We start from the raw sequence: 14,142 nt of genomic DNA, 5'->3' as shown, positions 1-14,142 counted from the left end.
GCCCGGAACATGCGGGACCGGGCGGGAGGGGTCACGTTGTCCGCGGCCCTTCCTGCGCCGCCGCGCCCGCGCGACGCCGCCGCCGGCGCGCCGTCAGGCCCAGCGCGCCCAGCCCGGCCGCCAGCAGGGGCGCGGCGGCGGGCAGGGGCACGTCGCTCGCCTCCACGGTCAGCGACAGGGTCGCCAGGCCTGCGCCGGACGAGCTGGCGAAAATCGACTCGAAGGCCTGTCCCGACAGGTCCGACAGGGCGCCGCCGAGAGCGAATTCGCCGCCCAGCGCCGCCTCGATATCCGCCAGCGCCGTGCCGTTCAGCGCGAAGGAGAAGGCGTTCATGTCGGTGTTGTAGCCGCTGCTCGTCGCGCCGGAGCCAAAGACGTCGCCCGACCCGAGATCGTTGAAGATCGCGACGCTTCCCGGCGCCGTCTCCAGCGTGTCGGGGGCGGTGTCCACCTGAAACGCCGTCAGGATCTCGGAGCTGTCGAACGACCAGTAGAGCCCGGTGTCGGGGGCGGCGGCCGAGCCGGCGGCGAAGGACAGCGACGCGCCGGTCACCGTTCCGGAGATCCCGCCCAGGTCGAACAGGAAGTAGCTCCGCCGCTCCACGCTCCCGTTCCGGCCGGTCATGATGTTGGTGTTCGTCGCGGAGGAGACGCCGTCGTTCTGGACCTGGCCGTTGTCATAGGACGTGACGTCCAGCGCGGGCGCGGCCGCGGGCATGAGCAGGACGGGCGCGAGCAGCAGGGGCGCGGCGAGGACTTGGGCGCGGGGCATGGGGGACCTCCTGGAAAGGACGCGATCGCGAGATGACGCAGCGTAGCGAAGCCGCTGTCCCGGATCGGTGAACAATTCCACATGCGGCGAGGTCTGCGCGGGGCGCCGGTCCCGCAGGGCGCCGTCCGGATCAGGCGGGTCGGGATCGTGCTCCGGCTTTGGCTCCGGCACGGGCTTTGGCTCGGGCTCGGGCTTTGGCTCGGGGCCGGCGATCCCGGCCGCGCCGAAGTCCCGTCGGGCTCACGCGCCGGCGGCGCGCGCCGTCGCCGCCGGCCCGAAACAGGCCGGCGGCGGGGCAGGGCGGTCGGGCCGCCGGGGCGGTCGGCTCAGGAGGCCGCCTCGACCGGCTCCTCCACGAACCCCTTCCAGTTGCGCATGTAGGTCACGAAGGTCGGGGACAGGCCCTCGGCCGCCAGATGCGCCTCGCTCACCGGCGTGGCGGGCGAGACATAGGCCCCGTCCGCCATCACCCGGTTGGGATAGTCGTGGCGCAGGATCGCGGCCCGTCCGATCACCGCGTAATCGCAGCCCGCCGCCAGCAGGTCGGCGGCGTCGCGGGCGGACATGATCTTGCCCGCCGCGCCCAGACGCACCTGGCCGCGGGGCAGCTCCGCCAGCCGCTCCATCATGGTGCGGCCCTTGTGATCGGGGTCCGAGGGCTCCTTCTTCACGTCCCAGAGCGACATGTCGAGGTAATCCACCACGCCCTGGCGCAGCACCTCGGCGGTGATCTCCAGCTGCTCGTCGAAGCGCAGGCCGAAACGCTCCATCGACAGGCGCAGACCCAGCTGGAAATCGGGCCCGCAGGCGGCGCGGATGCCGTCGACGATCTCGAAGGTCAGCCGGGCGCGGTTCTCCAGCGAGCCGCCGTAGCGGTCCTCGCGCCGGTTCAGCTCGGGGGACATGAAGGCGCAGAGCAGGTAGCCATGCGCGCCATGCACCTCGACCCCGTCGAAGCCGGCCTTCTCGGCCCGCACCGCCCCGGCGATGAAGGCGTCGCGGGCGGCCTCGACCTCGGCGGTGGACAAGGCCCTCGCCCCGGTCTCGGCGTCGTCGGAGGGGCCGACGATGTCGCCCACCAGCTCCCTGGGGGAGCGGATGCCCGCGTGATGCAGCTGCACCGAGCTGACCGAGCCCGCCGCCCGCAGCCCGTCGGCAAGCCGGGTCAGCCCTTCCAGGTGATCGTCCGAGAAGATCCCCAGCTGCCCGCCGAAGCCCTGGCCCTGTTCCAGCACATGCGCCGCGCAGGTCATGGTCAGGCCGAACCCGCCTTCGGCGCGCATGGTCAGCCAGCGGTATTCCTCGTCCGACAGCCGGCCGTCCGCGTGGCTCTGTCGGTTGGTCAGCGGGGCCAGCATGAAGCGGTTTTTCCAGGCGGGGCCTCGGGTCAGGGTCAGCGGCTGGGCGAGCAGGTCGTAGGGCGTCATGGTGTTCCTCACGCGATGGGAGCGTCGTCGGGGTCGGGGTCGTGGTCGTCGGGGCCGTTCCGGTCGGGGCCGTTCTCGGGGCCGGCGGCGCGCCGAGGGGCGAAGGTCCGCGGGGCGATGGGCCCCGCCGCTTGCCGCGGAGACAGTCACGCCCGCGCCGCTCTGTCAAATGCCGGCCCGCGGCGCGCCCTGTCTTGCGTTCTGTCACGCCGCGGGTGGGGCGGGCGCCGCGGCCGGGCCGGGACATGCGCGCCGCGCGCCGGAATTTTGCGGTTTGTTCACCCGAAGCGAGTAGCGCAGGAGGCCCAAGACCTAGCGCGCGGAATCGAGCGAAATGAACTGGCTGGAACAATATGATCCCAGGATCGCCCTTTTGGCGGCGCTCGTCGGCGTTTCCATCGCCCTGATCAACAGCCGCTTCATCAGCCGCGTCAACGAAGAGCAGGGCCCCCGGCGCCTGCTGTGGATGTCCATGCTGGGCCTGCTGGCCGGCGTCACCGTCTGGGCGGTGCAGACGCTGGTGGTGCTCGGTTTCCGCTGGACCGACCCCGCCGACGGATCGCCCATGGCCTTCGGCTACGACCCGTCCTCGGTGATCTTCTCGCTGGGCGTGTCGGCGGCGATCATGTCCGTGGCCTTCCGGCTGGATCCGTCGGGACGCCCCGAGGCCTGGCGCGCGCTGGTCAGGGGCGGGACGCTGGGCCTGACCGCGGTCGGCGTGAACATCGCCGTCCTGTTGTCGCTGGACGTGCAGGGGCAGGTGATCCTCGACCCGTTGCTGGTGGGCGCGAACCTGGTCCTGGCGCCGATGCTGTTCGGCCTCGCCGCGCTGTTCAATGCCGGGCCCATGCGTTGGCGTCATCCCCGGCTGGGGCGGTCTATTCTCGGACTCGCGATTCCGGGCGCGATCGCCATCGCCATCGCGTCGGTCTCGCTGGCGCCCGACCCCGACGTGGAACTGCCGAAGGGGCTGATGCAGCCGGCGCCGCTGGGGTTCCTGGTGATGGCGGTGTGCGCGATCGTGACCGCGGCGACCTTCGCATTCGCGATGATCGGCGACTCCCTGAAGCAGGAGGCCGAGAACCGCTATCAGCATCTCGCCCTGCACGATCCGCTGACCGGGCTGCCCAACCGCGCCTTTCTCATGACCGCGCTGGAGGACGCGCTGACCGGCGCGCGCGACGGGGCCTCGCCGGGACTGGCGGTGATCGGCGTGGACCTCGACCGGTTCAAGCCGGTCAACGACGTGCATGGTCATGCCGCGGGGGACGCGCTGCTCTGCGGCATCGCCCGGGCGGCGGAGCCGTTGCTGGAACCGGGGGAGCTTTTCGCGCGCACCGGGGGCGACGAGTTCATCGCCCTCAAGCCCGGCGCGACGGAGGAGGAGGCCCTGGACTTCGCCCGCCGCCTCGCCCGCGCCACCTCCGCCCCCGTGGAATTCCAGGGCTCGGCGTTGTCGGTGGGGGCGAGCTTCGGGGTCGCGCTCTTCCCCCGCGACGGGCAGGAGGCCGAGACCCTGCTCAGCCGCATGGACCTCGCGCTTTACCGGGCGAAGGAGGAGGCGGGAGACGCCATCCGCCTCTACGACCGCCGCATGGACGAGGCGCAGCGCGACCGTTCGGCCCTGGCGATGGAGCTGCGCGCGGCGCTGGATTCCGATGCGTTCGAGCTGCATTACCAGCCCCAGACCCTGCTCTCCGACGGGGCCGTGACGGGGTATGAGGCGCTGATCCGCTGGCGTCATCCGACCCGCGGCCTGCTCGGCCCCGACGCCTTCATCGGGGTGGCCGAGCGCACCGGCCTGATTCGGGATATCGGGACCTGGGTGCTTCACGCCGCCTGCCGGGAAGCCGCGGGATGGGACCCGTCGCTGCGCATCGCGGTCAACGTCTCGCCCCGCCAGCTCTCCCAGTCCGATTTCGTGGAGCAGGTGGGCGACGCCCTGATCGCTTCCGGCCTCGCGCCCGAGCGGCTGGAGATCGAGCTGACCGAGGCCAGCATGATCGAGGATCACGCCCAGCTGCGCGCGGTGATGGCGGCGCTGAAGACGCTCGGCGTGCGGGTGGCGATGGACGACTACGGGGCCGGCTACGCCTCGCTCGCCGCGCTGCGGAACTTCCCCTTCGACAAGATCAAGATCGACCGGGAATTCATCGAGACGCTCGGCTCCGACCCGCAATCCACCGCTATCGTGCGCTCCACCCTGATGCTGGGCCGGGCGCTCGGCATCCCGGTGCTGGCCGAGGGGGTGACCACCGAGGCCGGCCGCCGGATCCTGGAGGCGGAGGGGTGCAGGGAAGGGCAGGGCTTTCTCTTCGGCCGCCCGGTCCCCGCCGCCGAGCTCGCGGGCCGCGCGGCGATCGACGCGGACCGCCCCGGACCCGTCTCCGGGCCCATCGCCGCGCCCGTCGCAGAACGCGGGTCGATCGCGGCGCCCGGGACCGATCCCGGTCCGGACGCCGCGGCCCGGCCGGCGGCGGCGCCTGATTCAGCGGAACTCACATCCGCGCCGTCCGGTTCGGGGCGGGGCGGAGCAGCCCGGAACTCGGCATGATCTTTCCTACTCACGGGGCCGCGGCGACGTTCGACATGGGCCTGGCCGCTCTGGCGGTGGTGGTCGGCGTATTGTGCGCGGCGCTCGCCGTCCGCTTCTACATGCGCATCTGGTCGGAGCCGGTGGACCGGCGCCGCTGGTGGCTTCTGCTCACCGGCGTCGCCACCGGGGCGACGGTGTGGGAGCTGCATATGCTCGCCCGCCTCGCCGTGGCGCCCGAGATCCCCCAGGTCTACGATCCGGCCATCGTGCTGCTGGCGCTGCTGGCCGGCAGCCTCGCCTGCACCGGCGCCGTCTGGTTCTCGGTGCTGCCGCTCGGCAAATGGGCGGGCTACCTGATCGGGGCGCTGATCGGGTTCGTCTCGGCCAGCGTGCATTTCGCCGGAGCGATCGCCACCCATGCGGCGGGGGAGGTCCACTGGCATCCCGACCTCGTGGTCGTCACCTATGTCTGGACCATGGCGGTGTCGGGCATCGCCACCTCGCGCATGGTCTATGGAAACCGCAACCGGGCGGGGCTTGAGGCGGTGGTGGTCTTCGGGGTGTCGATGATCGTGCAGGTGCCCCTGTCCCTTCTCGCCGTGGACGTGATTCCGGGGGAGGCGGGGCAGCCGCCTCCGGGCATGACGGAGGCCGGCGCGCTGTCGATGGTGGTGATCGCGGTCGCCGCGATGATGCTGGTGCTGGGCGCCGCGATCTTCGCCATCGACCAGTCCGCCACCCGCGACGCCCGCGCCCGCTACCGACATCTGGCGCTGCACGACACGCTCACCGGCCTGCCCAACCGCGCCCACCTGCGCGAGTCGCTGGAAGAGGCGATCGCCGCCAGCGGCGCGCTCGGGGCGCGGCTGGCCCTGGTCTGCATCGACCTCAACCGCTTCAAGCCGGTCAACGACGTGCATGGCCATGCCGCCGGCGACGCGCTGCTCAGGGGCATCGCCGCGGCCTTGCGGGACACGCTCGGCCCCGGCGAATTCCTGGCCCGCACCGGCGGCGACGAATTCGTGGCCTTCAAGACCGCCATCGCCCGGCGCGAGGATGCGCTGGCCTTCGCCGCCCGCCTGCGCGCCGCCATCGCCAGGCCGGTGGAATGGGAAGGGCTGGCGCTGGCCGTCGACTGCGCCGCCGGCATCGCCTTTCTGCCTGATGACGCGCAGGAGTCCGAGGCCCTGTTCAACCGCGCCGATCTCGCGCTCTACCGCGCCAAGGACGACCCCCAGGACCCGGTCCGCTTCTACGAAGGCCGCATGGACGAGGCCAGCCGCGCCCGCTCAGCCCTGGCGATGGAGCTGCGCGACGCCCTGCGCGAGGATCGGTTCGAACTGCATTTCCAGCCCCAGGCCGATCTCGGCTCCGGCGGCGTCACCGGGTTCGAGGCGCTGGTCCGCTGGCGCCATCCCTCCCGCGGCCTGGTCGCGCCCGATGAATTCATCCCGGTGGCCGAGGCGACCGGCCTGATCCGCGACCTCGGCGCCTGGGTGTTGCAGGAGGCCTGCCGGATCGCCGCCGGCTGGCCCGAGAACTGCCGGGGCGGCGCCCGGGGAGGCTACCGGGTCTCCGTCAACGTCTCGCCCCTCCAGCTCGCCCAGCCCGACTATGTGGAGACGGTGCAGGACGCGCTGCTCGCCTCCGGCCTCGCCCCCGAATTGCTGGAGCTGGAAGTCACCGAAGCGAGCCTCGTCGCCGATCACGAGCGTCTGCTGGAGGTGATGCAGGGCCTCAAGCGCCTCGGCGTGCGGGTGGCGATGGACGATTACGGCGCCGGCCTGGCCTCGATGCACGCGCTGCGCAGCTTCCCCTTCGACCGGCTCAAGATCGACCGCGCCTTCGTGGACGGGATGCTCTCGGACCCGCAGGCCCTCGCGATGGTGGAGGCGACGCTGCTTCAGGCCAGGGCGCTGGGCATCCCGGTCCTGGCCGAAGGGGTGTCGGAGGAAACCCATCTCGCCGCCCTGCGCCGCTTCGGCTGCAGAGAGGCGCAGGGCTATCTCTTCGGCCGCCCCATGCAGGCCGCCGAAGCCGCCAAGCTGATCACGCGGGAGGAAGCGCGCCTCGCCGCCGCCGCCGCCGCCGCGGGCGCGTCCCGGTCCGATTCCGGGGCCACGGGATGATGCGCCCCCCGCCGCTCGCCCCGCGCCGGGGAAAGCCGCGCGCCGCGGATCGAGGGGGACGTCCGGATCCTCGGTGACGCCTCCACGCCGCGCGGGCGCCCGCGTCGCCGCTCTCGCGCGGGTCGACGCGCGGCCTTGCGCGCCGCCCGCAGCCCCGCGGCCCGATCCGCCGCCCCGCCCGCCGGAGTCCGCCGCGCCAGCAACCGGCCCTTGCCATGCCGCCTCGAAATCGGCATAAGCCCGCGCATGACCGCCATGTTCCGCATCATCCGGATCTGCATTACCCGCTGACACCAGTCCGCGGCGGCGCTCAGCCTTTCCAGTTCCCAGGAAAAGTCGACCGGCCCGCCCGCGGCGCCCGAACGCGACTCTTTCCACGAAGGCCGAGCCCGATGACCGCTCCGATCCAAGACAGCCACCCGATCCGCCTGCGGAACTCCGCCACCGGGGAGCTCGCCGCCTTCATCCCCCGCGACTGGCGCGCCGAGCCCGCGATCCCGGCCGCCGACCGCCGCGTCGGCGTCTATCTCTGCGGCCCCACGGTCTATGACCGCGCCCATATCGGCAACGCCCGCCCGGCGGTGGTCTTCGACGTCCTGCGCCGCCTGCTCGCCCTGACCTATCCCGGCCAGGTCCGCTTCGTGCGCAACTTCACCGACGTCGAGGACAAGATCAACGACCGCGCGGCCGAGCGTTTCCCCGACCTCGCCCCCCTCGACGCCATCGCCCGCGTCACCGAAGAGACCATCGCCTGGTATCACGAGGACATGGCCGCGCTGGGCGTCGCCATCCCCGACGACGAACCCCGCGCCACCGCCTATGTCCCCGAGATGGTCGCGATGATCGAGACCCTCGTCGCCCGCGGCCACGCCTATGAGGCGGAGGGCCACGTGCTGTTCGACGTCGGCTCCTTCCCCGGCTACGGCGCGCTTTCGGGCCGGGACACCGAGGACATGATCGCCGGCGCCCGGGTCGAGGTCGCCCCCTACAAGAAACACCCGATGGACTTCGTGCTCTGGAAGCCCTCGACCGAGACCCAGCCCGGCTGGCCCTCCCCCTGGGGCCGCGGCCGCCCCGGCTGGCATATCGAGTGCTCCGCCATGGCCAAGGCCCTGCTGGGGACCGATTTCGACATCCATGGCGGCGGCTCCGACCTGCTGTTCCCGCATCACGAGAACGAGCGCGCCCAGTCCTGCTGCGCCGACCCCGACCACGGCTTCGCCGAGGTCTGGATGCACAATGGCATGATCCGCGTCGACGGCCGCAAGATGTCGAAATCGCTCGGCAATTTCTTCACCGTCCATGACAAGCGGGCCGAGATGTCGGGCGATGTGATCCGCTACATCCTGCTCAACGCCCATTACCGGGACGAACTGGACTGGACGGAGGACCGGGTCGAGCAGGCCCGCGCCGCGCTCAACCGCCTCAACCGGCTCGCCGACCGCTATCGTCGCGCCGGCATGGTCGCGCCCGACCCGCTGGTCCCCCACGCCTCGGTGCTGGAGCGGCTGCGCGACGACCTCGATACCCATGGCGCGCTCGCGGCCCTGCACGCGCTGGCCTCCGAGGCGATCAACCCCGCCGAGACCGATATCGAGACCCTGCGCCCCGCCGTCGAAACCGCCCGCTGGCTGGGCTTCGCGCTGGAGACCGCGGCGGATGGCGACGGCGACGACGCCCGCATCGACGCCGCCTGCGCCCGCCTCGACGCCGCGCGGGCCGACAGGAACTACGCCGAGGCCGACCGCATCCGCGCCGCCCTCGACGCCGCTGGTCTGATCGTGCAGACCACCAAGGCCGGGACCACCGCCGAGCGCGGGGCCGGCTTCGACAGGACCCGCCTGGAGGACCTGACATGACCCGCGAGACGCTGACCCTTTTCGACACCACCCTGCGCGACGGCCAGCAGACCGCCGGCGTGGATTTCTCGGCCGAGGACAAGCACCGCATCGCCCGCGCGCTCGACGCGCTGGGGCTCGACTATGTGGAGGGCGGCTGGCCGGGCGCGAACCCGACCGACAGCGACTTCTTCGCCGCGCCGCCGCGGCTCGCCCGCGCCGCCTTCACCGCCTTCGGCATGACCAAGCGCGTCGGCCGCTCGGCGGAGAATGACGACGTGCTGGCGGCGGTGATCAACGCCGGCACTCCCACCGTGTGCCTCGTCGGCAAGACCCACGACTACCATGTGAAAACCGCGCTGGGGGTCGAGCTGGCCGAGAACCGCGACGCCATCCGCGACAGCTTCGCCCATCTCACCGCGCTGGGCCGGGAGGCGCTGTTCGACGCCGAGCATTTCTTCGACGGCTACAAGGCGAACCCGGACTACGCCCTGTCCTGTCTCGACGCGGCGCTGGAAGGCGGGGCCTCCTGGGTCGTGCTCTGCGACACCAATGGCGGGACCCTGCCGGCCGAGATCGGGGAGATCGTCGCCGCCGTCTGCGCCCGCATCCCCGGATCGAAGGTCGGCATCCACTGCCATGACGACACCGGCATGGCGGTGGCCGGCAGCCTCGCCGCCATCGACGCCGGCGCGCGCCAGATCCAGGGCACGCTCAACGGGTTGGGGGAGCGTTGCGGCAACGCCAACCTCACCTCGCTGATCCCCACGCTGCTGCTCAAGGCGCCCTACAAGGACCGCTTCTCCACCAACGTGAAGGCCGCGGACCTGCCCAAGCTCGCCCGCGCCTCCAAGATGCTGGACGAGATCCTCAACCGCGCGCCCAACCGCCACGCGCCCTATGTCGGCGCCGCCGCCTTCACCCACAAGGCGGGGCTGCACGCCTCCGCGATCCTCAAGGACCCCAAGACCTACGAGCATGTCCCCCCCGAGACCGTGGGCAACGAGCGCGTGGTGCCGATGTCCAACCAGGCCGGCCAGTCCAACCTGCGCTCGCGCCTCATCGACATGGGCATCGCGGTGGAGAAGGGGGACGCGCGGCTCGCCAATATCCTCGACGAGGTGAAGCGGCGCGAGGATCAGGGCTACGCCTATGACGGCGCCCAGGCCTCGTTCGAACTGCTGGCGCGGCGCGAACTCGGCCTGCTGCCGCGCTTCTTCGACGTGGAGCGCTACCGCGTGACCGTCGAGAAGCGGATCAACGCGCGCGGCGACGCGATCACCGTCTCCGAGGCGGTGGTGGTCTGCGTGGTGGACGGGGAGCGCCTGCTTTCCGTGTCCGAATCCCGCGACGCGGCGTCGGACGCCGATCACGGCCCGGTCAACGCGCTGTCCAAGGCGCTGGCCAAGGATCTCGGCCGTTACCAGTCCTATATCGAGGATCTGAAGCTGGTCGATTTCAAGGTCCGCATCACCTCGGGCGGGACCGAGGCGGTGACCCGCGTGCTCATCGACTCCACCGATGCCGAGGGCCGGCGCTGGTCCACGGTGGGCGTTTCGCCCAATATCGTGGACGCGAGCTTCCAGGCGCTGCTCGACGCGATCACCTGGAAGCTGATCCGCGACGGGGCCGACGCCGCCGTGCTGCCGGGCAGGGCGCCCGCGCCCGCGGCCGCGGTCCCCGCCGAGTGACGCGGCCCTCCCTCCGCGCGCCGGGGGGAGGGGCCCGCGCCGTTCTCCATTCGCCGAGCCCCGCTTCCCCTTTTTCCGAGGCCCGATGACCTACGACGCCTGCGCCGCCCTCGTCCACGATCACGACCGTGACCGCTGGGCGACCGCCCGCCTCGCCGGTCCGCTGGCCGGGCGGCTCCACGCGCTCTACGCCTTCAACCTGGAGATCGCGCGCATCCCCTCGGTGGTGTCGGAGATCGCGCTGGCCGAGATCCGCCTGCAATGGTGGCGCGATGCGCTGGACGAGATCTTTTCGGGCCGCGCGCCCCGCCGCCACGAAGTGGTGCTGCCGCTGGCCGAAACCATCGAGGCCGCCGACCTGCCGCGGGAATTGTTCGAGGCGCTGTTCGACGCCCGCTCCTACGACCCGCACGGGCCGGCTTTCGGGGATCGGCCGCTGTTCGACGCCTATCTGGACGGGACCGCGGCGGGGCTGATGCGCTTGGGGGTTCTGTCGCTGGGCGTGGCGGATCAGGAGACCGATCTCGCCGCGCGGGAGGCCGGCCATGCCGCCGGCGCCGCGGCGTTGATCCGGGCGTTGCCGGCGCTCTACGCCCGCGGCGGCGACCCGATCCCGACCGAGGACGAATTGGTTCGCAATGATCTCGCCGAAGGCCGCACGCCGGAAACCCTGCGCAAGGCGTTGAAGGACATAGCCGAAGACGCGTTGGCCCGGCTGAGCGCCGCCCGTCGGCGGAAGGTCGATCCCGCCGCGCGCCCGGCGCTTTTCGCGGGGTTCCGGGCCGAGGAGACCCTGCGCCCCGCCGCCCGTCCGGGCTTCGAGGTGTTCGCGCAGGCGGAACCCTCGGAGTTCCGCCGCCGGGCCGGGCTGGCGGCCCGCGTGCTCACGGGCCGCTGGTAGGGATCAGGCCGCGGCCTCGGCGTCCTTGCCCAGCCAGCCCAGCCAGTCCTGCTTGGCGCGCTCGGAATAGGCCCGCGCCCGGTCGCGCTTGCGCTTGCGTCCGCCCTTGATCCCGAGATCGAGCGGCGGGAACAGCCCGAAATTCACGTTCATCGGCTGGAAGGTCGCCGCCTCCGCGCCGCCGGTGATGTGGTTCAGCAGCGCCCCGATGGCGGTCGTCGCGGGCGGGCTCGCCAGAGGCGCGCCCAGCCGTTCCGCCGCCGCCAGCCGTCCGGCGAGCAGCCCCATGGCGGCGCTTTCCACATAGCCCTCGACCCCGGTGACCTGGCCGGCGAAGCGGAGCCGCGGCTCAGCCTTCAGGCGCATTTCGCCGTCCAACACCTTGGGAGAGTTCAGGAAAGTGTTCCGGTGGATGCCGCCGAGCCGCGCAAACCGCGCCCCCTCCAGCCCCGGAATCCGTTTGAAAACCTCGGCTTGCGCGCCATACTTCATCTTGGTTTGGAAGCCGACGATATTATACAGCGTTCCCAGCGCGTTATCCCTGCGAAGCTGAACCACGGCATGAGCTTTCACCGTCGGATCATGCGGGTTGGTCAACCCCACCGGCTTCAGCGGCCCCCAGCGCAGCGTCTCGCGCCCGCGCTCGGCCATCACCTCGATCGGCAGGCAGGCCTCGAAATAGGGGGTGCCTTCCCATTCCTTGAACTCGGTCTTTTCGGCGGCCAGCAGCGCGTCGATGAAGCCTTCGTATTGCTCCCGGTCCATCGGGCAGTTCAGGTAGGCGGTCCGCTCCTCCTCCGTCTCGCCCTTGTCATAGCGCGACTGGAACCAGGCCTTGGACAGGTCCACGGAGTCGAAATAGACGATCGGCGCGATGGCGTCGAAGAAGGCCAGCCCGTCCTCGCCGGTCAGCCCCCGCACCGACTCGGCCAGCGCCGGAGAGGTCAGCGGCCCGGTCGCCACGATGACCGAGGACCAGTCCGCCGGCGGAATCCCCGCCACCTCGCCCCGGTCGATCTCGATCAGCGGATGCGCCTCCAGCCGGGCGGTGACATCGGCCGAGAACAGGTCCCGGTCCACCGCCAGCGCGCCGCCGGCGGGCAGGGAATGCCGGTCGCCCATCTCCATGATCAGCCCGCCGGCCTGGCGCATTTCCCAATGCAGCAGCCCGACCGCGTTGGTCTCATGGTCGTCGGAGCGGAAGGAGTTGGAGCAGACCATCTCGGCCAGCCCGTCGGTCTTGTGGGCGTCGGTGCCGCGCACCGGACGCATCTCGTGCAGGATGACGGGCACGCCCATGGAGGCCGCCTGCCACGCGGCCTCGGAACCGGCCATGCCGCCGCCGATGATATGGATGGGTTCGATCTGGGTCATGGCGCCCTGTTAGCGCCGATGGACGTTTGTGGAAAGCGTCCTGTTCGCCCGAAGCGCCTCGCCCGCCGCCTTGGCGACGGGCGAGACGGTCGTCTCAGGCCGCGCGGCGCCGCCGCGCGACCCCGGCCAGCCCGGCCAGACCCGAGATCAGCAACACGCCCGCCAGCGGCGCCGGCACCGCGGAAACGCCGGCCCCGCGCACCGCGTAGCGCGCGCCGCCGATATCCAGCCACGCGAAGCTGCGCAGCGCCGCGGTCGCATCCTCGCCCGACAGGGTCTCGAAGGAGAAGGTCAGCAGGTCGCCGGCCAGCGAGATGTCGTAGAGATCCGAAAGCTCATAGCCCTCCGCGAAGCTCACCAGGTCGCCGCCCTCGCCGCCGTCGATCTCGAAGCCGTTGGACAGGTGGCCGCTCGTGGTCAGGTCGCCGATCAGCAGCGTGTCGTCGCCGCCGCCGAAGATCACCGCGCCCTCGATCTCCGACGCGCCCGACAGTTCGAGCAGCGAGTCCATCTGCCCGGGCGCGAGGTGGATGGCCTCGCCGCCCAGCCCGGCGATGCGGCCGGCATTGCGGATCTCGATCGCGTGGACCGCGGCGGGATCGGCGAAGATGCCGATCTGCCCCTCGATCAGGCCGCCGTCGCCGTTGTCGATCACCAGCGTCGGGGGCGTGCCGCCGGCTTCGTCGACCTCGTCGATATCGATCCCCGCCGCGTCGAAGGCCGTGGAGCTTGTGCGGATCACGCCGGTATTCTCGATCAGGCCGCCATCCACGTCGATGCCGTCATCGCCGCCGATGATCTCGCCGTGGTTGCGCAGCGTGCCGATGCCGAACTGCACGCCGTCGTCGAAGGCCTCGACCCGGCCGCCGACCTGGTTGGTCATGTCGAAACCGTCGCGCCCCTCGATCCCCTCGTCCCCGTTGGAGATCAGCTCGCCGCTGTTGACGATGGTGAAGTCGTCGCCGCGCGCCCGCAGCGCCCGCCCGCCGGCTTCGATCCGGCCGTTGTTGACGACGGTCACGTCGTCCTCGTCCACGCGCATCGCGTCGTCGTTGGGGGCGAGGATCTCGCCATCGTTGAACAGCGAGAAGCCGGCGCCCGAGCCGTCGGATTCGATGCCCCGGTCGTCGGAGGTGATCTCGCCCGTGGCGGTATTGCGCAGGGTCAGGTTCTCGCCGGTGAATTTCACCGTTTCCTTGCCGTCGGAGCTTTTGATCGCGCCGGAATTGGTCATCTCGACCCCGTCGCCGCTGATCTCGAACGTGTGCTCGCCGTCGCCGTCGACGCTGGCGCCGGCGTTCACCGTGACGGTGGCGTCGTCATCGGGGACCAGGACCGGGCCGGTCTGGAGCCCCGAGCAGGTGACGTCGCTGCCGCTCGTCACGCATTGCGCGGCGGCGGTCTGGGCGGAAAGGGCGACGACGCTGGTGGCGACGGCGGCGAGGAGAATGAATTTGGAAGTCATGGATGCGTC

At 71.4% G+C, this 14,142-nt stretch carries 9 protein-coding genes; 5 read left to right on the top strand and 4 right to left on the bottom strand.

Translation table 11 applies throughout. The annotated features are described in order from the left end of the window. Nucleotides 1-31: 31 nt before the first annotated feature. Together BLV24_RS04515 and BLV24_RS04510 are read right to left on the bottom strand one after the other, a co-directional pair. Nucleotides 32-772 (bottom strand): VPLPA-CTERM sorting domain-containing protein, encoded by a 741-nt coding sequence (locus BLV24_RS04515; protein ID WP_092679909.1) that lies wholly within the window; start codon nt 770-772, stop codon nt 32-34. 326 nt (nt 773-1,098) lie between these two features. Continuing rightward, nucleotides 1,099-2,199, bottom strand: a complete 1,101-nt coding sequence (locus BLV24_RS04510; RefSeq protein ID WP_092679908.1) for an NADH:flavin oxidoreductase — start codon at nt 2,197-2,199, stop codon at nt 1,099-1,101. A gap of 334 nt (nt 2,200-2,533) precedes the next feature. On the opposite strand from BLV24_RS04510, the gene BLV24_RS04505 reads away from it, so the two are divergent. The 5 genes from BLV24_RS04505 to BLV24_RS04485 all read left to right on the top strand — a co-directional run bounded on the left by BLV24_RS04505 (nt 2,534) and on the right by BLV24_RS04485 (nt 11,294). Next, the gene (locus tag BLV24_RS04505) at nt 2,534-4,753 is read left to right on the top strand and encodes a putative bifunctional diguanylate cyclase/phosphodiesterase (protein ID WP_092679907.1); all 2,220 of its coding nucleotides are present in this window, start codon (nt 2,534-2,536) and stop codon (nt 4,751-4,753) included. Continuing rightward, complete coding sequence (locus BLV24_RS04500) at nt 4,750-6,864, top strand: putative bifunctional diguanylate cyclase/phosphodiesterase (protein WP_092679906.1); 2,115 nt, start codon at nt 4,750-4,752, stop codon at nt 6,862-6,864. Before BLV24_RS04505 ends, BLV24_RS04500 begins: the two co-directional genes overlap by 4 nt. 392 nt (nt 6,865-7,256) lie before the next feature. Further along, nucleotides 7,257-8,723 (top strand): cysteine--tRNA ligase, encoded by a 1,467-nt coding sequence (gene cysS / locus BLV24_RS04495; RefSeq protein ID WP_092679905.1) that lies wholly within the window; start codon nt 7,257-7,259, stop codon nt 8,721-8,723. Further along, on the top strand, nt 8,720-10,393 hold the full coding sequence (gene cimA / locus BLV24_RS04490) for a citramalate synthase (RefSeq protein WP_092679904.1): 1,674 nt from the start codon (nt 8,720-8,722) through the stop codon (nt 10,391-10,393). The genes cysS and cimA overlap by 4 nt, the downstream gene beginning before the upstream one ends. Nucleotides 10,394-10,478: 85 nt before the next feature. After that, nucleotides 10,479-11,294, top strand: coding sequence for a phytoene/squalene synthase family protein (locus BLV24_RS04485; RefSeq protein ID WP_092679903.1), 816 nt, complete (start codon nt 10,479-10,481; stop codon nt 11,292-11,294). Nucleotides 11,295-11,297: 3 nt separating this feature from the next. On the opposite strand, the gene trmFO is transcribed toward BLV24_RS04485, so the two are convergent. Together trmFO and BLV24_RS04475 are read right to left on the bottom strand one after the other, a co-directional pair. Then, the gene (trmFO, locus tag BLV24_RS04480) at nt 11,298-12,668 is read right to left on the bottom strand and encodes a methylenetetrahydrofolate--tRNA-(uracil(54)-C(5))-methyltransferase (FADH(2)-oxidizing) TrmFO (protein WP_092679902.1); all 1,371 of its coding nucleotides are present in this window, start codon (nt 12,666-12,668) and stop codon (nt 11,298-11,300) included. Nucleotides 12,669-12,762: 94 nt separating this feature from the next. Beyond that, the gene (locus BLV24_RS04475) at nt 12,763-14,133 is read right to left on the bottom strand and encodes a hypothetical protein (protein WP_092679901.1); all 1,371 of its coding nucleotides are present in this window, start codon (nt 14,131-14,133) and stop codon (nt 12,763-12,765) included. Nucleotides 14,134-14,142: the final 9 nt, after the last annotated feature.

This window comes from Albimonas donghaensis (genome assembly GCF_900106695.1).
GTDB lineage: Bacteria > Pseudomonadota > Alphaproteobacteria > Rhodobacterales > Rhodobacteraceae > Albimonas > Albimonas donghaensis.
This window is presented reverse-complemented; position numbering and strand designations above follow the sequence as displayed.